Genomic DNA, 19,468 nt, shown 5'->3' with positions numbered 1-19,468 from the left:
GTAGCCATGAGAAGCATCCTAGGTGGGCCTCTTCCGTTCCGGTCGGACGCCCGAAGGACTGTCCGCGCGCTCCCTCAGAGCGCCACGATTGCCGCAGTCTCCGCTGGTAGCTCGATCCGGTCCCGCATCACCGTGACGCCCTCGCCAGTGGCCAGCAGAACCCGCCGAGCCACCCCAGGCAGCGACACCCCCTGCCCCCGCCCAGCAAAGTTCGCGACAACCAACGTCTCCCCCCGCCGCATCAGCAGGAACTGGTCCCCATGCTGCACGGAAACAGAGTGCATCCGAGGATCCGACAGGTCAGCCACCGACCGCCGCAACGAGATCAACCGCTGGTAGAACGCCAGCATCGACGCATGCTCGGGCTTGTCCAGCTCGGCCCAGTCCAACCGGGACCGTACGAACGTCTGCGGGTCCTGCGGGTCCGGCACGTCCGCCTCGGCCCACCCGTGCGAAGCGAACTCCCGGCGCCGCCCAAGAGCCACGGCAGTAGCCAGCTCAGGCTCCGGGTGCGAGGTGAAGAACTGCCACGGCGTAGAAGCAGCCCACTCCTCCCCCATGAACAGCATGGGAGTGAAGGGCGCCGTCAACAGCAGCATCGCCCCGACCCGCAGCAGCGCGGGCGACAACGAGGCCGAGATCCGATCCCCGGTAGCCCGATTCCCGATCTGGTCGTGGTTCTGGAGGTAGGCCACCAAACGATGACCGGGGATGCGCGAATCCAGCGCCCGCCCGTGGTGCCGGTTACGGAAGCTCGACCAGGTCCCCGCGTGGAAGAACCCGCCGGTCAGCACGTCCGACAGCGTCTCCAGGGAGCCGAAGTCGCCGTAGTAACCCTGCCGCTCCCCCGTCAGCAACGTGTGCAGCGCGTGGTGGGCGTCGTCGTTCCACTGGGCGTGCAGCCCGAACCCGCCCGCCTCCCGAGGGGTGATCAGCCGTGGATCGTTGAGGTCAGACTCCGCGATCAGTGACAACGGCCGGCCCAGATGAGTCGACAAGGATTCAACGGAAACCGCCAGCTCCTCCAAAATGGGGACGGCTCGTGAGTCCGGCAGGGCGTGCACGGCGTCCAGGCGTAGGCCGTCGACGTGGTAGTCGCGCAGCCACATGAGGACGCTGTCGATGATGTAGCGGCGTACCTCGTCGGACTGCGGGCCGTCCAGATTGACCGAGCGGCCCCACGTGTTGCTCTGCTCGGCGAGGTAGGGCCCGAACCGCGGCGCGTAGGCCCCGGAGGGCCCGAAATGGTTGTAGACGACGTCGAGGATCACCCCCAACCCGCGAGCGTGGGCGGCGTCGACGAACCGTTTCAGGCCGTCGGGGCCGCCGTAGGGCTGGTGCGGGGCAAACCAGCAGACGCCGTCGTACCCCCAGTTGTGTTCGCCGTTGAAGGCGTTGACCGGGAGAAGTTCGATCAGGTCGACGCCCAGCGAGACGAGGTGGTCGAGGCGGTCGATTGCCGCGTCGAAGGTGCCGTCGGGGGTGAAGGTGCCGATGTGCAGCTCGTAGAGGATGCTGCCCGGCAACTGCCGGCCGGTCCACAGGCTGTCGGACCACTCGAAGGCGGAGTGGTCGTAGCTGCGGCTCGGCCCGTGCACCCCCGCAGGCTGCCACGGCGAGCGGGGGTCGGGCAGCGGGGTCTCGTCGTCGTTCAGCAGAAAGAAGTAGTCGGTGCCGGGGCCTGCGTCGGGCACCTCGACCTGCCACCAGCCGTCGGCGGCGGCGCGCATCTCGTGGTCGGTGTCGCCGGCCAGGCGCAGCCGCACCCGGGCGGCGTCCGGTGCCCAGACGGAAAACTCGGTCATGAAACGGCCTCCTCGGCAGCGGTGAGAGGAGCCAGCAGAGCGACGGGATAGTCGGCCAGAAGAGTGTCCAGCGACGTCTCCCCGCCACTGTAGACCCGGCCGGTGAACAGGTCCTTCACCTCGTTAACACCAAGCGACAGGGCTGTGTCGCACCAGCCTCCGGCGCGCGCCAGACCCAGCGGCAGGCGGGTCGCCACGGCGATCGCGCCACCCCTGTCGAACGCCACCACGTGCCGGCCGACCGGCCCGTGCGCCGGCACCGGCCGATAGCCGGTGAACAGCTCCGGGTGCGCCCGCCGCAGGCGCAGCGTCCGCGACACGACGAGCAGCTTCGCCGCGCCGTCGGTGTCGACCGGGGGACGCCAGCCGCCGTCGAGCCGCGCCAGCATCTCCCGGCGTACGTCGAAGTCGACGGGCCGGCGATTGTCCGGATCGACGAGGGAGTTGTCCCACAGCTCGGTGCCCTGGTAGGTGTCCGGCACACCGGGCATGGTGAGCTGGATCAGCTTCTGCCCGAGCGAGTTGCACCAGCCGGCCGGGGTGATGGCGGCGGCGAGTTCGGTCAGCTCGTCGTGCAGGCTCGGGTCGTCGTACATCCGGTCGATGACCGCGTGCATGGCCTGCTCGAAGACCGGGTCCGGGTCCGCCCAACCGGTCGAGGCCGCGGCCTCCCGGGCGGCCTTCTCGGCGTACGCGTGCAGCCGCTCCCGCTCGATCGGCCACGCACCGACGGCGGTCTGCCAGAGCAGGTGGGCGAACGACGCATCGGGCAGCGGCGCGTACTCCATCCAGCTCTTGACCTGCTCCGCCCAACGGCCCGGCAGCTCGCTGAGCACGGCGAGGCGGGCGCGCACGTCCTCGCCGCGCTTGGTGTCGTGGGTGGAGAGGGTTGTCATGCTGGCGGGCCAGCGGACCTGCTGGGCGGCGGCGAAGCGGTGGAACTCCGCAGGTGGCACGCCGAAGTGGGCGGGGCTGCCGCCGACCTCGTTGAGCGCCACGAACCGGGTCCAGCGGTAGAACGCGGTGTCCTCCACGCCCTTGGCCATCACCGCGCCGGTGAGCTGCGGGAAGCGCAGCGCCAGCTCGTCGTCGCTGTCGCGCAGCCGGCGGGTGATCGCGTCCAGGGCGCCGGTCAGGTCGGGGCGGCGGCGGCCGGCCTCGGAGCGGGCGGCAGCGAGGTGGCGGGCGCCGTGCGGCGGGTAGCCGCGGTACACCGGGAAGGCTGCGGCCAGCTCGGCGAGCGCCGCGCGGGCCTGCTCGGTCGGCACCTCGGGGGCGAGCGCGGCCAGGCGGGTCAGCTCGGCCGCGAGCAGCGTCGTCGCGGCGGCCAGCTTCGTGGTGTGGGTCAGGTCCTGCCACGAGGTGTGGTGCCCGGTGAGCTGGGTGTCCAGCACGGTGAAGTCGCCCTCGGCATCGGTGTCGACGAAGAGGCCGTTGACCGCGGCGAGGGCGTCGTAGCCGGTGGTGCCGTCCACCGGCCAGTCCGGCAGCTCCTCGCCGTACTCCAGGATCTTCTCCACCACGAGCCAGGCCTCCGGCGCGGCCTCGCGCAGCCGCGCGAGATAGCCGGCCGGGTCGCGCAGGCCGTCCGGGTGGTCGACGCGGATGCCGTCGACCTCGCCCGCGGCGGCCCAGGCCAGGATCAGCTCGTGGGTGGCGGCGAACACCGCCGGGTCCTCCACGCGCAGGCCCGCCAGGCCCGCGATGGCGAAGAACCGGCGGTACGTCAGCTCGGCGTCACCGCGCCGCCAGGAGACCAGCTCGTAGTGCTGCCGGTCGTGCACCTCGCGGGCGCTGCCGTCGCCGGTGCCGTCGGCGATCGGGAAGCGGTGCTCGTGGTAGCGCAGCTCCCCGTCGACGACCTTGAGGTCGTCCAGGGCGGCCGGGTCGTCGGCAAGCACCGGCAGCAGCAGCCGGCCCCGGTCCCAGTCGATGTCGAACCAGTCGGCGTACGACGAGTCGCGCCCCCGGCGCAGCACGTCCCACCAGGGCGGGTTGGCCGGCGGTACGGCGACCCCGGCGTGGTTGGGCACGATGTCGACGACCAGGCCGAGCCGCTTCTCGCGCAGCGCCCGCAGCAGCCGCTGCCGGGCGGCCTCACCGCCCAGCTCCGGGTTGACCGTGCGGTGGTCGACCACGTCGTAGCCGTGCTGAGAGCCGGGCGTCGCGGCCAGCAGCGGGGCGGTGTAGAGGTGACTGACGCCCAGGTCGACGAGGTAGTCGAGGATGCCTGCGGTGGCGTCCAGGTCGAAGCCCGGACGGACCTGGACGCGGTAGGTGGCCTGCGGAGGGGTGGCGGCCATGTCAGATCGTCCTTTCCAGCACCACCAGGGAGCGGTCCGGCACCCGGATGGTGCCGCCCGCGCTGATCACCGTGGCGTCGTCCGGCTCAGGCTCGGCCGTGCTGATCACCCGTTCCCACTTCTGGCCGTACTCGCTGCCGGGCATCGTGAAGTCCAACGGCGCGTCGTGGGCGTTGAAGCAGAGCAGGAACGAGGCGTCGTGGTGTTTCTGGCCGTACTGGCCGCGCTCGCGGATGCCCTCACCGTTGACGAACAGCGCCACCGAGCGGCCGAAGTCGTTGCCCCAGTCCTCGCCGGTCATCTCCCGCCCGTCGGGGGTGTGCCAGGCCAGGTCGGGCAACGGCTCGTCGATGCCGCGCCCACCCACCGGCAGGCCGGTGAAGAAGCGGCGACGGCGGAACACCTGGTGCCGCTTGCGGAAATCGGTGAGCGTACGGACGAAGTCCAGCAGCTGCTCGTCGACGTTGTCCCAGTCGATCCAGGCCAGCTCGCTGTCCTGGCAGTAGGCGTTGTTGTTGCCGTGCTGGGTGCGGCCCAGCTCGTCGCCGTGGCCGATCATCGGTACGCCCTGCGAGAGCATCAGGGTGGCCAGGAAGTTGCGCCGCTGCTTGGCCCGCAGGGCGAGCACCGCGTCGTCGTCGGTGTCGCCCTCCACGCCGCAGTTCCACGACCGGTTGTGGCTCTCGCCGTCCCGGTTGTCCTCGCCGTTGGCCTCGTTGTGCTTGTCGTTGTACGACACCAGGTCGTTGAGCGTGAACCCGTCGTGGACGGTGACGAAGTTGATGCTGTGGAACGGGCGGCGGCCGTCGTCCTGGTACAGGTCGGCGGAGCCGGAGATCCGCGACGCGAACTCGGCGAGGGTGGCCGGCTCACCGCGCCAGAAGTCCCGCACGGTGTCGCGGTACTTGCCGTTCCACTCGGTCCACAACGGCGGGAAGTTGCCCACCTGGTAGCCGCCGGGGCCGACGTCCCACGGCTCGGCGATCAGCTTGACCTGGCTGACCACCGGGTCCTGCTGGACCACCTCGAAGAACGTCGACAGCCGGTCCACCTCGTAGAACTCGCGGGCCAGGGTGGCCGCCAGGTCGAACCGGAAGCCGTCGACGTGCATCTCGGTCACCCAGTACCGCAGCGAATCCATGATCAGTTGCAGCGAGTGCGGGCTCCGGACGTTGAGGCTGTTGCCGGTGCCCGTGTAGTCGACGAAGTAGCGCCGGTCCTCCTCGCTGAGCCGGTAGTAGCTGGGCGCGTCCACGCCCTTGAAGCTCAACGTCGGCCCGAGGTGGTTGCCCTCGGCGGTGTGGTTGTAGACCACGTCGAGGATGACCTCGATGCCCGCCGCGTGCAGCGCCTTGACCATGCCCCGGAACTCCTGCACCTGCTGCCCGAGGTGGCCCAACGCCGAGTAGCCGTGGTGCGGCGCGAAGAAGCCGATCGTGTTGTAACCCCAGTAGTTGCGCAGGCCCAGGTCGACGAGGCGGTGGTCGTGTACGAACTCGTGCACGGGCATCAGCTCGATCGCCGTCACCCCGAGCCGGGTCAGGTGCTCGATCATCGGCGGGGAGGCGATGCCCGCGTACGTGCCGCGCAGCTCCTCCGGGATGTCCGGGTGGCGCATGGTCAGCCCCCGCACGTGCGCCTCGTAGATCACCGAGTGGTGGTACGGCGTACGCGGCGGCTTGTCGTTGCCCCAGTCGAAGTACGGATTGACCACCACGGACTTCGGCATGAACGGCGCCGAGTCGCTCTCGTTCATCCGCTCCGGGTCGCCCATGTCGTAGTCGTACACCGCCGGGTCCCACGTCACGTCACCGTCGACGGCCTTGGCGTACGGGTCGAGCAGCAGCTTGTGCGGGTTGCAGCGCAGCCCGTTCGCCGGGTCGTACGGCCCGTGCACCCGGTAGCCGTAACGCTGCCCCGGCTCGATGCCCGGCAGGTACGCGTGCCAGACGTAGGCGTCCACCTCGCGCAGCTCGACGCGGCGCTCGGCGCCGGTGTCCCACTCGTCGAAGAGGCAGAGTTCGATCCGCTCGGCCACCTCGGAGAAGATGGCGAAGTTGGTGCCCATCCCGTCGTAGGTGGCGCCCAGGGGATACCGCTCGCCCGGCCAGACCTGCATGTCGCTCCTTCAGACCATGGTCATGTGCGCACCGCGCCACGAGCGCGCCGACGACAGGTCGCCCGCGCGCACGCCGGTATTGCCCTGCGCCTCGGTGCGCCAATCCATCCTTTCAGGCGATGACCGGAATCCACCTGTCTGATGCGTGCTACACCCTCAGGTGTCCTCCGTCACCATGGACGGTTTCAAGGTGCGTTCCGGGGCTCGATGCCTTTTGCTTGTCGGGGGACACGCGTCCGCGCGCGACCCACTCGGCCCTCGGCCACCCTTTCCACCTCTCGCTCCGCCGCCACTGACGCCGGCGCGCACCACCATGCATGGACGGAGATTGATGTGACGACCCTGCGGGTCGATGAGCAGCTCGCTGCCACCAAGGACCGGAGCCACCGGCCCACCCTGACCTCCCGGCCGCAGCTTCCCGCGCAGCCCGGTCCGTCCGCGCAGACCGGAGCGATCGTGCCCGCGCACTCCGGTCCCGGGGTGCCGCCGCAGACCCGTCGCATCCTCATGTTGTCCTGGGAGTACCCGCCGGTGCTCGTCGGTGGCCTCGGCCGCCATGTCCACGCCCTCTCCGTCGCCCTCGCCGCCGCCGGCCACGACGTCACAGTCGTCACCCGCCACGCCGACGGCGCACCCCTGGAGGAATACGCCGACGGCGTCCGCATCCTGCGCGCCCCCGAAGACCCCGTCACCTTCCCCCTCGCCACCAGCTCCCTCCTGGCCTGGACCATGGCCTTCAACCACACCCTCACCCGCACCGCCCTACGCGCCACCCAGGCCGGCAGCTACGACGTCATCCACGCCCACGACTGGCTCGTCGCCCACACCGCGACCACCCTCGCCGAACACCTCGACCTCCCGCTGGTCACCACCATCCACGCCACCGAGGCGGGCCGGCACCAGGGCTGGCTGCCCGAGGAGATGAACCGCACCATCCACGGTGTCGAGCAGTGGCTCAGCAGCGAGTCCGGTCGGGTGATCGTCTGCTCCGGCTACATGCGCGACGAGGTGGGCGCGCTGTTCGGCGTACCGGCCGGCCGCGTCGACGTGGTCGCCAACGGCGTGGAGTCGCACCGCTGGAAGGTGCCGGCGCGGGACGTGGCTGCGGCGCGGGCCCGGTTCGCCGGGGACGGCCCGCTGGTCACCTTCGCCGGCCGGCTCGTCTACGAGAAGGGCGTGCAGCACCTGATCGCCGCCCTCCCCCGGCTGCGCGAGCGGCACCCGGGGCTGCGCGCGGTGATCGCCGGCGACGGCCCGTACCGCGCCGAGTTGGAGGCCGAGGTGCACCGCCGTGGCCTGGGCGGCATGGTCACCATGCCGGGCTTCCTGGGCGGCAACGACCTGCCGGCGCTGATGGCCGCGTCCGACTGCTTCGCGGTGCCGAGCATCTACGAGCCGTTCGGCATGGTCGCCCTGGAGGGCGCCGCCGCCGGAGCGCCCCTGGCCGTCGCGGCCACCGGCGGTCTCGCCGAGATCGTGGAGCCGGGAGCGACCGGGATGACGTTCCGCCCGCACGACCCGGACGGGCTCGGCGACGCCGTCGACGCGCTGCTGTCCGACCGTGAGCGGGCCCGCGCCATGGCCCGTCGCGCCCGCCGGATGGTTAACGACCAGTACGGCTGGTCGGCCATCGCCCAGCGCACCGCCGCCAGCTACGCCGCGGCCATCGCCAACGACGCCACGTTCACGGCCGAGCGGGCCGAGCAGCGGATGTCCCAGGGCCGGGCCCTCCCGGCGCTGCCCGAGGGCAACCTGCTCGCCGCCGCCGGCCTGCGCTGACGCTGACGTGATCGACCCGGTCTTCGGGACGTCGGGGTGCCCCTGCGCCGGGGACACCCCGACGTCCCGCAAGCCGAGCCGATCACGCCGCGCCGGCCATGCCTCGCTCCGCAGCGCGGGACGGTCTCGCTGCTCGGCGCTTGCTGCGACGTCGGCCCTGTCTCGGTGCTCGGCGCCGGTCGGTCGGGCCTGCCAGAATGTGCGGATGTCTCGTCCTGTTGACGCCCTCGATTCCGCCTTTCCGGTCGCCGCCGCCATCGCGCTGGACCTGATCCGGCGCCCGGAGGTGTCCGCGCAGTGGTCGAACCCGAGCGCCCTGCCGCACCTGTCCGTGGGTGCCCTGGCGTGCCACCTCGGGCATCAGGCCATACGGGCCGCCGAGCTGCTGCCGACACCCGCCGACCTGCCCACGCTGGAGTCGGCCGACAGCCACTACGAGCGGGCCGCCTGGGTCACCGAGGGCACTCCGTCCGCCGACGCGGTCGCCGCTGGCTCGGACGAGGCCGACGCGCTCCACGGCCCGGAAGACCTGCACGCCCGCTCCGGGGAGGCGCTGGCGAAGGTCAGCGACCTGCTGTCGCGGGGTGCCGCCCTCGACGTCGTGCCGATCCCGTGGCAGGGCTGGTCCCTGCGCCGCGCCGACTTCCTGCTCACGCGCCAACTGGAGATCGTCGTGCACTCCGACGACCTCGCGGTCAGCGTCGGCGTACCCACGCCGGAGTTCCCGGCGGAGGTCTTCGACCCCGTACGCGACCTGCTGGTCCGCCTGGCCGTCCGCCGGCACGGCCAGGCGGCGCTGGTCGGGGCGTTGAGCCGCAGCGAGCGAGCCCGGGACATCTCCGCCTTCTGACCCTCAACGTGCGGCGCGGCCCGCACCCGGCGCCGCGCCGCCGGGCCCGGTGTCCCCGGCCCTCCGGGTGCCTTGTTCGCGTCCTGTCGACCTGCCCCATAAGTGGGGCGGACGCTGAAAGCCAAAAGCGCGGATCCGCGCCACCGAAGGGGCGGATGAGCGTCACCGAAGCGCGGATGAGCGCCACCGATAAGCCGAAGGTCGGAGACCGCTCCCTGACCTACCCCCCCACTTCACCGAGGTTGGCCGGGACCGCGCCTTGATCGACTCCACCTCGCCGAGGTTGTGGTGTCCCGACGCCGTGGATACCGCGATATCGGCGAACTGGAGTCGATCATCGGTGGGTCCAGTCCGATCAACCCGCCAAGCCGTCCGTCAGCGTGGCCAGCCGGAATCGGGCGCTTGAAGCCTCCCCCGCCCTGCCCTGCCCCGCCCCTCGCCTCGCCTCGCACCGCGTCGCCTCGCACCGCCCGCACCGCACCGCCCTGCCAGCCTCGCACGGCCCCGCCTCGCACCGCCCTGCCCGCCTCGCCTCGCCTCGCACCGACCCGCGTCGCACCACCCCGCCTCCCGCACCGCCCCGCACCGCCTCGCCCCATAAATGGGGCAGCTCGACAGGGGCCGAACCAGGCGCTCGGGGTATCGGTAGGAGGGTAGGAGGGCCACCGGCCGGTGCGGGCCCGGTCGGCCCGCCAAGCCCGAAGCGCCCAGTCCGCCAAGCCAATGCGCCGCAAGGCCGCCACGCCGCAAGGCCCGGCGGAAGCCGCACGGGCCGCCACGCAAGACAACGCAACCAAAGCCCCACGTACAGCCACGCCGCAAGGCCCGGCGGAAGCCCCACGGGCCGCCGCGGGCGGGCGGCCGGGTACGGCGCAGGCCGCCGGCCCGGATCGGGTCGGCGGCCTGCGGGTGGTGCGGAAGAACGGAGGTCAGCGCTCGGCGAAGGGGAGGTAGTCCCGCTCGGCGGCGCCGACGTAGACCTGCCGCGGACGGCCGATCTTCGTCTCCGGATCGTTGATCATCTCGCGCCACTGGGCGATCCAGCCGGGCAGCCGGCCGAGCGCGAACAGCACCGTGAACATCTTCGTGGGGAAGCCCATGGCCTTGTAGATCAGGCCGGTGTAGAAGTCCACGTTCGGGTAGAGCCGGCGGGAGACGAAGAAGTCGTCGGCGAGCGCGATCTCCTCCAGCTCCATGGCGATGTCCAGCAGCGGGTCCGGCTTGGCCATCCGGCCCAGCACGTCCTGCGCGGCCTTCTTGACGATCGCCGCCCGCGGGTCGTAGTTCTTGTAGACCCGGTGGCCGAAGCCCATGAGCTTGACGCCGTCCTGCTTGTCCTTGACCTTGCGGACGAAGGACCGGACGTCGCCGTCGCCGGCGTGGATCTGCTGGAGCATCTCCAGCACCGCCTGGTTGGCGCCGCCGTGCAACGGGCCGAACAGGGCGTTCACGCCCGCCGAGACGGAGGCGAACAGGTTGGCGTTGCTGGAGCCGACCAGCCGGACGGTCGACGTGGAGCAGTTCTGCTCGTGGTCGGCGTGCAGGACGAAGAGCATGTCCAGCACCTTCGACATCACCGGGTCGACCTCGTACGGCTCCGCCGGCACACCGAAGGTCATGCGCAGCAGGTTGTCCACGTACCCGAGGGAGTTGTCCGGGTAGAGCAGCGGCTGCCCGATGGACTTCTTGTACGCGTACGAGGCGATGGTGGGGACCTTCGCCATGAGCCGGACCGTGGAGATCTCCACGTGCTCGGAGTCGAACGGGTCCAAGCTGTCCTGGTAGAAGGTCGACAAGGCGCTGACCGCCGACGACAGCACCGCCATCGGGTGCGCGTCGCGGGGGAAGCCGTCGAAGAAGCGGCGCATCTCCTCGTGCAGCAGCGAGTGCCGCCGGATCCACTCGGTGAACTCGGTCAGCTGCTGCTCGGTGGGCAGCTCACCGTAGATGAGCAGGTAAGAGACCTCCAGGAAGGAGGACTTCTCGGCCAGCTGCTCGATCGGGTATCCCCGGTAACGCAGGATCCCCGCGTCGCCGTCGATGTAGGTGATCGCGGATGAGGCAGCTGCGGTGTTGACGAAACCGGGGTCGTACGTCGTCATCCCGGTTTCCTTCAGCAGCTTGCTCACCCCGATGCCAGCGGGGCCCTCGACCGCGGCGTGTACCGGCATCGACAGCTGCCCACCGGGGTGATCGAGCTTGACTTCCGTCATGTGGTTCCTCGCTTCGCCGGCAGATCTACGTTGAATTGCCTTCGCTTCTACCGTAATTGCGGCTCGGGGGACACTGCCCGCCGTGGTTCGGCGGTGAGGTATGCGTCACCCGATTCCCGACTGGGCCGCCGGGAAACCCACCGTCCCGCCAGGCGGGAGCCGAAGAAACCCCGCCGGGAGGCCGGCAGATCAGGACAACGCGAGGCGTCGTAGCGTACCGTCCGCCGCGACCTGGTAGACGTCGAGCTGATTCGTGCCGGCGCGGAACAGCCGGTCGTCGGTGAGCAGCGCGGCGAAGCGCCGGCCGCCGGGGTCGGTCGGCACCACCGGGACCACCGCGCCGATCCGGCCGTTGACGGCGACGGCCAGGAGCGTGCCGTCTGGTATCGCGTCCGGCACGTCACCCCAGACCAGCGCCGGGAGGGTGCCGGTGTCCGGGTCGGTGGCCCGGAAGGCGGCCAGGTCGGCGACCTGGGCGCTGCCGCCGGTCGGGCCGGCGCGGACCTCGGTGCCCACCAGGGGGTGCGGTGTCGGCAGCGGCGGCGGGGTGGGCACGCCGCCTCCGAAGGTGACCACCTGCCCGGGGGTGTCGTAGAAGTGTTTCGTGGCGTCGGCGCGGGGGGCCTGCCGGGCGGAGCGGCCGTCGACGTGCCAGGGCAGGCGGATGCCGGCTTCGTCGGCGACGGTGGGCAGCAGGTCGACGTGTTCCCAGTTGCGGTCGTCCACCCGGCCGGTCTGCTGCCCGGGTTCCTTGACGAACATGGGCACCCACGCGACCTCGCCGGCGGCGGCCTTGATGGCGTCCATGCCCCGGCCCTGCGCCCCCGGATGGAAGCTCACCCCGTGGTCGGCGGTGACGACGACGAGGGCCTGGTCGTAGAGGCCGCTGGCACGCAGCGTCCGCAGGGTCTCCCCGATCAGCCGGTCGGTGTAGCCGAGCTGGGCGAGGTGCCGCTGGCGGGCCAGCTCGACCCAGCCCGCGCCGTCGTTCGGCAGGTCCTCCGGGGCGTCGTAGCGGGCGCCGGACGGCAGGTACGCCCACGGGGAGTGCGGCATCAGCAGGTGCAGGAAGTGCAGGGCGGGTCGGGGTTGCGGCTTCAGGCCGGCCAGGAAGGTGGTGAACCGGGCCGGCTGGTTGTCGTCGAGGCTGTCCCAGCGGAACTTCGGATCGGCGGGGACCGGCTCGGCGGCGTCCAGGCCGGCCTCGACGCGGGTCTGCTCCCGGTAGGAGTCCTCCGGGTCGACGCGGGTGTTCGTCGGCCCGGCGACCTGGCCGAGCAGCTTGCCGGTCTCGCGGACCAGCACACCGAGTCCCTGTTCGGGTGCGACGGGCTGCTCGCACCGGCTGGGTGGGCAGAGCCGGGTGATGCTCTCCTGGGCCTGGATGTCGTACAGGCCGCCGAAGGCGGTGAACAGGTTGTCCGGGTACTGCGAGTAGTGCGGCGCGACCGCCCGCGCCGGGTAGCGGCCGGTGAGCATCGCCGGCAACGCGTTCGGCGTCCAGCCGCTGACTCCGGTGGCGTTGCGGTACCAGGTCGAGCCTGCGGCCAGCTCGGCGAAGTGCGGGAACCGCGCCGCGTCGATCCGGCCGTCGCCGCCGAGGAGGCTGACCAGCGGTAGCTCGTCGAGGATCAGCATGACCACCGGCGGGTGCACGGCCGCGCCCTGCGCGGTGCCGACCGCGCCGCCGTCGCCGCGCGGCAGCACGACCGCCGAGGTGGGCGAGACGAACAGGAACAGCGCCACGAAGGCCACCGGTCCGGCGGCGGCCAGTCGCAGCGCGCGGCCGGGCGAGCGCCACCGATGGTGCGCGGCCGCGCCGCCCAGACCGGCCAGACCGGCAAGCACCAGCAGGGGTACGCCCCGAAGCGGCGTCGTGTGCCGGCCCACCTGCACGGCGAGGGCGGCGAGCAGCAGCCCGACAAGCGTCGTGTGGGTGAGTGCGCGGGCGGTGCGGCCGGCCAGTCGGCTCAGTGCGCCGAGCAGCGCCACGGGCACGGTGGGCGCGAGGGCCACCAGGGCGACCAGCAGGAGGATCTGGCCGACGTCGGCGCGGTGAAAGAGGAAGAAGTCGGGGCTGCGGCCGAGTACGTCCAGCAGCGGCTGGGTGATGACCAGCCCGACCAGCGCCACGATCTCCAGCAGCCGGCCCAGCTCGCCGCGCCAGCCCCGGTCCCAGCGCCCGGGTGCCGGCGGGCCGGCGACGGGTCCCGACGGGTCGGCGACGGGTCCCGACGGGTCGGCGACTGCCGGTTCAGCCACCCATCACCGCCCGGTAGAGCGTGCGGGTGCCCGAGGGCAGTTCCAGTCGGTCGGTGATCCGGCCCCGGGTCGCGAGGAGCCGTTCGAAGGTGTCGCGCCGGTAGTCCGGGAAGAGGCCGTCGGGCTTGTTGGCCAGCAGGCGGGTGGCCATCGGGTCGTCCGGGTGGACGAACTCCACCACCACGGCGCCGCCGGGTGCGCTCAGCCCGGCCAGCCAGTCGACGACCTCCGGCAGTGGCACGTTGCGGCCGATCGCCAGGTGGTGCACCAGGGCCAGGGCGAGCACTACGTCCGCCGACGCCCGCTGCGCGAAGCCGGCACGTTCGACGCCGCGCCAACCCCCGCCGGGCGACGGGTCGGCCAGGTCGACGACCAGCGGCAGGATCCGTTGCTGCCCCTCGGAGCGCAGCGCCCGGTACAGCTCGTCGACCACGGCCGGGTCCTGCTCGACGGCGACCACGTAGTCCGCGTGTCCGGCGGCCAGTCGGGCGTACCGGCCGTCGTTGGCGCCCAGGTCGAGCACCAGGCGCGGACGGGCGGCGGCGGCCACCGCGGTGACCACGAACTGCTCCTTGGCGACCCGGTCGCGCGCCGAGTAGCCGCAGGTGCGCTGGTAGTCCGACCAGTGGCTGCCCGTCGGACGGTGCTCCAGCCGGCGGACGAGCTTCTCGATGCCGCGTACGGTGGCCACCTGCAGGTCCCGGGAGTAGCCGGCGGCGCGCAGTTGGGCCTTCACGTCGCTGGTGCTGGCGGCGGCGTTGCGTTGCTGCATGGCGCCGTGCAGGTGCAGGTGGGTCAGGACGCCGGGGCGCAGCCGGCGGGTGCCGCCGAAGAGGGGGCGCAGCTGGTCGGCTTCGATGCCGTCGACCTGGGCGCGCAGCCAGGGCTGGAAGTCCACGCCCAGGTGGGCGGTGAGCAGCAGCGGGTAGAGCACGGTCTGGCAGAACTGCCGGTAGCCGGCCCACGGCTCCCCGTCGCGGACCGGCTCGAACGAGCCGATGTCGATGAAGACCGGTTTCGCGCCGCGCCACTGCAGGTTGTAGGCGGAGCCGTCCTTGGTGGTGAAGCCGTTCGCGAGGGCGGTGCGCAGGATCTCCAGGTGCAGCAGCGCGGCGTCGCGCAGCATGCCGAAGGACCACTCGTACGGGTGGGAGACGAACGGGATGCGCTCGTGGCGCAGCACCGCAGCCCACGGGGTGCCGGCCGCGGCGGGCACCAGCGTGGGCGGCGCGTCCTCGGTGGCGCAGACCTTGCCCGCCGAGACGAGCGTGGGAAAGAACGGGCTGGCCGCGAGGGTCCGCCAGTGCTCGGCGGCCTGGGCGTCGAGCCCACGCAGCACCTCGTCGCCGACGTGGAACACCCGGTTGGCGGGGTCGCGGAAGGAGGCGGGCTCGGGGCGTACCCCGGTGGGTGAGGTAGTCATCGTCGCGGCGACCGCTACCGCTGGTCGGTGGGTTGCCGGCGGAACCGGTCGACCAGCCGTCGCCAGTAGAGCTTGGCGGCGACCGCGGCGCCGGCCACCCCGCCGACGACGGCCTGCACGATCAGGCTGCCGGATCCCGCGTCCAGGTAGGCCAGATGGATCACCGACCGCTCCTTCCCCTCGCCCGTCTCGACACCGGCGTCCCGGGAATGCAGCGGTGAGGCTTTTAACCCAGAAAGCCGGACTTGTCCATCACCGTACGCTGCTCGTTCCCGCCGTCGCGGCCACATCGGAGGACTCCCAGCCTGGCCACAGAAAGCGCCAGCCGTCGGTACGCTGCGAAGGTGCGCTGGACAGTCGTGGACGCGCCACTGGACTCCTCCGGCGCGCGACGCGGCGAGGAGCGGGCCCCAGCCGCCCTGCGCCGGGCCGGCCTGCTGGACGCGCTCACCGCTGACGACGACGGGCAGGTGGACGAGGCATGGCTCCGCGACCCGGCCCGTGACCCGGCGAGCGGGGTGATCGGGGCCGCCGGCCTGGTCCGGGCCGGCGCGGCGCTGAGCAGCCGGGTCGCCGCACTGATCTCCGACGGTCGTCGGCCGCTCGTGCTCGGCGGGGACTGCGCGATCCTGCCCGGCATCTGCCGGGGCCTGCCGCGCACGACCGAGCTGTGGTTCGTCGACGCCCATCCCGACTTCCTCGACGGCGCGACCTCGCCGACCGGCGAGGCCGCCGACATGGACCTTTCGGTGGTAACCGGGCACGGCCCGGCCGCCGCGATCGGCGTCGACGAGGCCCTGGTCGACCCCGCACGGGTCCACCTGCTCGGGCACCGCCCGCCGTCCGACGACGACGGCCGGGTCGAGGCGTCCCGGATCGATCCGGCGATCCACCAGGTGCCCGCCGCCGACCTGCTGCGCCGGGGCGCGGCTGTGGTCGGGGCGGCCCTGGCGGCCGGCGGCGACGAGCCGGCCTGGCTGCACCTCGACCTGGACGTGGTGGACCCGCGGGACCTGCCGGCGGTGACCTACCCCGAGCCGGACGGGCTGCGCTGGCCCGACCTGGCGGCGCTGGTGACCCCGCTGGCCCGCGCCGATCGGCTGCTCGGGATGAGCGTGACCGACCTAAACGCCGACGAGGACCCCGACGGGCGCCACGCGCGACGCGTCGTCGAGGTCCTCGGGGCCGTGCTGGGCGGCTGACCGGCGGGGCGGTTGAGCGACCGGGCGGCGGTTGTCTCAGCCCCGCCGGTGGTGCATGCCGAGGCGCAGCAGCACGAAGCGCAGCACCGTCGCGGCCAGGTTCGCGGCCACCAGGACGGCCAGCTCCACCGGTCTGGCAGGCACGGCGACGAAGGCGTGCAGCACCGCCAGCGCCCCGCTGGTCAGCGCCAGGCCGAGCGCGAACGCCAGCAGCCCCTGCGCGTGGTGGCGACCGACGTGCCGGCTGCCGGTGATGCCGAACGTCAGCCGCCGGTTCGCCGCCGTGTTCGCCACGGCCGTCACCAGCAGGGCCAGCAGGTTCGCCGGCTGCGCCCCGAGCGCGCCCCGGGTGGCCACGAACAGCAGCAGGTACGCCAGCGTGCTGGCCACCCCGACGGCGGCGAACCGGGTCAGCTGCCGGGGCAGCCCGACCGGCACCTGCGGCGACGGCGCGGTCAGCGACGCCCGCCCGAGTTGGGCGCGCAGCTCGGCCAGCGGCAACGCGCCGGTCATCAGCGCCCGACCGAGGCGGCCCATCCCCCGCAGGTCGGCCAGGGCGGTGGCGACGATGTCGACCCGGCTGTCCGGGTCGTCGACCCAGTCCACCGGCACCTCGTGGATGCGCAGCCCGGCCCGTTGGGCGAGCACCAGCAGCTCGGTGTCGAAGAACCAGCCGGTGTCGCGGACGTGCGGGAGCAGCCCGGCGGCCACGTCCGCGCGGATCGCCTTGAACCCGCACTGCGCGTCGGAGAACCGCGCCGCCAGCGCGCCCCGCAGCAACAGGTTGTAGGCCCGGGAGATCACCTCCCGCTTGGTGCCGCGCACCACCCGGGACGTGCGCGCCAGCCGGGTGCCGATCGCCAGGTCGGAGTGGCCGGAGATGAGCGGCGCGACGAGCGGCAGCAGTGCGGCCAGATCGGTGGACAGGTCCACGTCCATGTACGCAAGCACCGGCGCGGACGACGCGGACCAGGCAGCGGACAGCGCCCGCCCCCGCCCCTTGGCGCTCAGGTGGCGTACGCCGACGCCGGGCAGCTCGGCGGCGAGCGCCTCGGCCACGGCGAGGGTCCCGTCCACGCTGGCGTTGTCGGCGACGGTGATCTGGAACGGGTACGGGAAGTGCTCGGTCAGGTGCGCGTGCAACCGGCGTACGCACGGCCCGAGGTCGGCCTCCTCGTTGTAGACGGGGATCACCACGTCCAGCACCGCGCCGTCGCTGGTGGATCGGGTCCGGACGGCGGCACGGGGGCCGCCGAGCGCGGTCACGACGCCTCCGCGCCGGCGCTCAGGTCGTAGACGGTGATCCCGTCCACTGTCTGCGCCGTGAAGGTCTGCGTGACCCAGGCGGAGATCTCCTGCGAGGCGGAGCTGCCGCCGTTGGCCCGGAAGCCGCCGCCCCCCACGAAGTAGTGGATTTTGTGTTCGGCGACGTGGCGCTGAAACTGCGCGAGCGTCGGTGACGGGTCGCTGCCGTTGAATCCGCCGATCGGCATCACCGGCTCGCCGGTGGCCAACTGGTAGCCGGAGGCGTTGTTGGAACCGATGGTGGCCGCCACCCAGGTGTAGTCCTCGCTGTCGCGCTCCAGCAGCTCGCGCAGCGCGGCGCTGGGCTCGCGGGCGTCGAGCAGACCGCCCATGCCGCCCCCGGTTTCCCGGCCACCACCGCCGCCGGGCAGCCGACCGCCGCCGGGGAAACCGCCCGGGAAGCCCGGCGCCTGCGCACCGCCCGGGGCACCGGGCGCCTGCGCACCGCCGGGTGCGCCCGGCGCCTGCCCGCCGCCCGGGAAGCCGGGGAACTGCCCGCCGTTCCGGTCGCCGGTGCGGCCGTCGCCGGGGAACTGCCCACCGCCGGGGAACGCCGTGCCGCCGGGCGGTCGCCCGCCGGGGAAGCCACCGCGACCGAAACCGCCCGCCACCGCCGGGCCGGCGCTCGGGATCGAGCCGGTGTGCGGGGTCGCGGCGGTCTGCGCCGCGTACGCCGCCGGCCCCGCCAGGGCCGCCGCCGCGCCGACGCCCAGCACCACTGACACCAGCCGGCGCGGCAGTCGGGCGGCCAGCAGGATCAGGGCCGCGGCGAGCAGGCCGGCGACCAGCACGGCGGTACGCAGCCACGGGTACCAGTCGGGGCTGCGCCCGAGCAGCACCCACGCCCACCACACGGTGACCGCGAGGGTGGCCGCGAGCGTCGCCGTGGCGGCCAGTGGACGCCACCGCCGCCAGCGGGACGCGGCAACCGGATCGTCAACCGGGTCGGCCTGCGGGCGGCGTTCGCGCCAGAGCAGGGTGACGCCGATGCCGACGAGCGCGCCGACGGCCGGGGCGAGCGCCACCGTGTAGTAGGCGTGGAAGATCCCGGACATGAAGCTGAAGATCAGACCGGTGACCAGCAGCCAGCCGCCCCACAGCAGCAGGCCAGCCCGGGTGCGGTCGGTCCGCGCGGTCCGCCCGGCCACCACCAGACCCGCGACCAGCAGGATCAGCGCGGCCGGCAGCAGCCAGGAGATCTGACCGCCGACCTCGCCGTCGAACATCCGCAGCAGGCCGGTCTGCCCGGAGAACGGGCCGCCGCCACCGCCCATCCGCCCGGCGCCGCCGCCGACGCTGCCCACCTCGTCGCCGGTGATCCGGCCGAGGCCGTTGTAGCCGAGGGTCAACTCCAGGATGCTGTTGCCCTGCGACCCGCCGATGTACGGGCGGGAGCTGGCCGGGACGAGTTCGACGACGGCCACCCACCAGCCGGCGGACACCACCACCGCGAGACCGGCCAGCAGCAGTTGCCGCACCCGCCGCCACAGCCCGGTCGGCGCGGCCAGCAGGTAGACACCCGCGAACACCGGCACCAGCAGGAACGCCTGGAGCATCTTGGTCAGAAAGCCGAAGCCGACAAGCGCGCCGGCCAGCACGATCCACCGGGTGCTGGCCGTCTCCAGCGCGCGCACGACGGCGTACGCGCCGCCGACCAGCAAGAGCACGAGCAACGCGTCCGGGTTGTTGAAGCGGAACATCAGCGTCGCCACCGGGGTGACGGCGAGGACGGCGCCGGCGATCAGGCCGGCGACCGGCCCGTACCAGCGCCTGACGCCCGCGTAGAGCACGCCGACGGAGGCGACCCCGCACAGTGCCTGCGGGACGAGCATCGCCCAGCTGTTGAGCCCGAAGACGCGCACCGACAGGGCCATCAGCCACAGCGAGGCGGGCGTCTTGTCCACGGTGATCGAGTTGGCCGCGTCCGACGAGCCGTAGAAGAACGCCTTCGCGCTCACCGAGCCGGCCTGCACGGCTGCCGCGTAGAACGAGTTGGCCCAGCCGGAGGCGCCCAGGCCCCAGAGATAGAGCAGGCCGGTGCCCAGGAGCAGGACCACCAGGGCGGGCCGGGTCCAGGTCGCCGCACGGCCCGCCGGCGGCGAGTGTTCCCCGGGGCGCGTGGTCGTGCGGGGCGGTCCCACCGGTTCGGCGGGCGTCGTCGGCAGGGTGTCCGTTCTGTCCATGCGGCAAGCCTCGGCGGCCGGACT

The 19,468-nt window shown here is 72.6% G+C and carries 12 protein-coding genes; 3 read left to right on the top strand and 9 right to left on the bottom strand.

Going from position 1 to position 19,468, the window contains the following annotated elements:
• Positions 1-74 precede the first annotated feature (74 nt).
• Genes treZ through glgX form a run of 3 tightly spaced genes read right to left on the bottom strand, consistent with a single transcriptional unit; the run spans position 75 to position 6,227 of the window.
• Entirely contained in the window at positions 75-1,805 is a 1,731-nt protein-coding gene (gene treZ, locus AB0B39_RS22915; RefSeq protein WP_357575314.1) for a malto-oligosyltrehalose trehalohydrolase, read from the bottom strand.
• A complete protein-coding gene (gene treY / locus AB0B39_RS22910; protein ID WP_357575313.1) occupies positions 1,802-4,108 on the bottom strand; it encodes a malto-oligosyltrehalose synthase in 2,307 nt (768 codons plus the stop codon). The genes treZ and treY overlap by 4 nt, the downstream gene beginning before the upstream one ends.
• A gap of 1 nt (position 4,109) precedes the next feature.
• The gene (glgX, locus tag AB0B39_RS22905; RefSeq protein ID WP_357575312.1) at positions 4,110-6,227 is read right to left on the bottom strand and encodes a glycogen debranching protein GlgX; all 2,118 of its coding nucleotides are present in this window, start codon (positions 6,225-6,227) and stop codon (positions 4,110-4,112) included.
• Between the two features lie 333 nt (positions 6,228-6,560).
• Between glgX and AB0B39_RS22900 the strand changes: the two genes are divergently transcribed.
• Together AB0B39_RS22900 and AB0B39_RS22895 are read left to right on the top strand one after the other, a co-directional pair.
• Positions 6,561-8,006: a glycosyltransferase family 4 protein gene (locus AB0B39_RS22900; RefSeq protein ID WP_357575311.1), complete on the top strand. Its 1,446-nt coding sequence runs from the start codon at positions 6,561-6,563 to the stop codon at positions 8,004-8,006.
• 205 nt (positions 8,007-8,211) lie between these two features.
• The gene (locus AB0B39_RS22895; RefSeq protein ID WP_357575310.1) at positions 8,212-8,856 is read left to right on the top strand and encodes a maleylpyruvate isomerase N-terminal domain-containing protein; all 645 of its coding nucleotides are present in this window, start codon (positions 8,212-8,214) and stop codon (positions 8,854-8,856) included.
• Positions 8,857-9,785: 929 nt separating this feature from the next.
• Here the strand turns inward: AB0B39_RS22895 and AB0B39_RS22890 are convergent.
• The 4 genes from AB0B39_RS22890 to AB0B39_RS22875 form a co-directional block, all read right to left on the bottom strand.
• A complete protein-coding gene (locus tag AB0B39_RS22890) occupies positions 9,786-11,069 on the bottom strand; it encodes a citrate synthase (protein ID WP_357575309.1) in 1,284 nt (427 codons plus the stop codon).
• 189 nt (positions 11,070-11,258) lie between these two features.
• Positions 11,259-13,331, bottom strand: coding sequence for a sulfatase-like hydrolase/transferase (locus AB0B39_RS22885; RefSeq protein WP_357575308.1), 2,073 nt, complete (start codon positions 13,329-13,331; stop codon positions 11,259-11,261).
• Positions 13,324-14,754 carry a class I SAM-dependent methyltransferase gene (locus tag AB0B39_RS22880; RefSeq protein ID WP_357490061.1) on the bottom strand — a complete coding sequence of 477 codons (1,431 nt, stop codon included), beginning with the start codon at positions 14,752-14,754 and terminating at the stop codon, positions 13,324-13,326. The genes AB0B39_RS22885 and AB0B39_RS22880 overlap by 8 nt, the downstream gene beginning before the upstream one ends.
• Positions 14,755-14,768: 14 nt before the next feature.
• Positions 14,769-14,918, bottom strand: a complete 150-nt coding sequence (locus tag AB0B39_RS22875; RefSeq protein ID WP_007459587.1) for a hypothetical protein — start codon at positions 14,916-14,918, stop codon at positions 14,769-14,771.
• Between the two features lie 180 nt (positions 14,919-15,098).
• On the opposite strand from AB0B39_RS22875, the gene AB0B39_RS22870 reads away from it, so the two are divergent.
• Entirely contained in the window at positions 15,099-15,956 is an 858-nt protein-coding gene (locus AB0B39_RS22870; RefSeq protein ID WP_357575307.1) for an arginase family protein, read from the top strand.
• Between the two features lie 36 nt (positions 15,957-15,992).
• Here AB0B39_RS22870 and AB0B39_RS22865 read toward each other — a convergent pair whose 3' ends face one another.
• On the bottom strand, positions 15,993-17,222 hold the full coding sequence (locus AB0B39_RS22865; RefSeq protein ID WP_357575306.1) for a glycosyltransferase: 1,230 nt from the start codon (positions 17,220-17,222) through the stop codon (positions 15,993-15,995).
• Positions 17,219-19,444: a glycosyltransferase family 39 protein gene (locus AB0B39_RS22860; RefSeq protein ID WP_357575305.1), complete on the bottom strand. Its 2,226-nt coding sequence runs from the start codon at positions 19,442-19,444 to the stop codon at positions 17,219-17,221. The genes AB0B39_RS22865 and AB0B39_RS22860 overlap by 4 nt, the downstream gene beginning before the upstream one ends.
• Between the last annotated feature and the right edge of the window lie 24 nt (positions 19,445-19,468).

It is taken from the genome of Micromonospora sp. NPDC049114 (assembly GCF_040648635.1).
Lineage (GTDB): Bacteria > Actinomycetota > Actinomycetes > Mycobacteriales > Micromonosporaceae > Micromonospora.
The sequence above is the reverse complement of the archived record's forward strand: the minus strand, read 5'-3'. Positions and strand labels throughout refer to the sequence as shown.

Bases quoted from the DNA above. Each gene is read 5' to 3' on its own strand.
- treZ (WP_357575314.1), bottom strand. From the start codon at position 1,805: ATGACCGAGTTTTCCGTCTGGGCACCGGACGCCGCCCGGGTGCGGCTG.
- treY (WP_357575313.1), bottom strand. From the start codon at position 4,108: ATGGCCGCCACCCCTCCGCAGGCCACCTACCGCGTCCAGGTCCGTCCG.
- glgX (WP_357575312.1), bottom strand. From the start codon at position 6,227: ATGCAGGTCTGGCCGGGCGAGCGGTATCCCCTGGGCGCCACCTACGAC.
- AB0B39_RS22895 (WP_357575310.1), top strand. From the start codon at position 8,212: ATGTCTCGTCCTGTTGACGCCCTCGATTCCGCCTTTCCGGTCGCCGCC.
- AB0B39_RS22890 (WP_357575309.1), bottom strand. From the start codon at position 11,069: ATGACGGAAGTCAAGCTCGATCACCCCGGTGGGCAGCTGTCGATGCCG.
- AB0B39_RS22880 (WP_357490061.1), bottom strand. From the start codon at position 14,754: ATGACTACCTCACCCACCGGGGTACGCCCCGAGCCCGCCTCCTTCCGC.
- AB0B39_RS22860 (WP_357575305.1), bottom strand. From the start codon at position 19,444: ATGGACAGAACGGACACCCTGCCGACGACGCCCGCCGAACCGGTGGGA.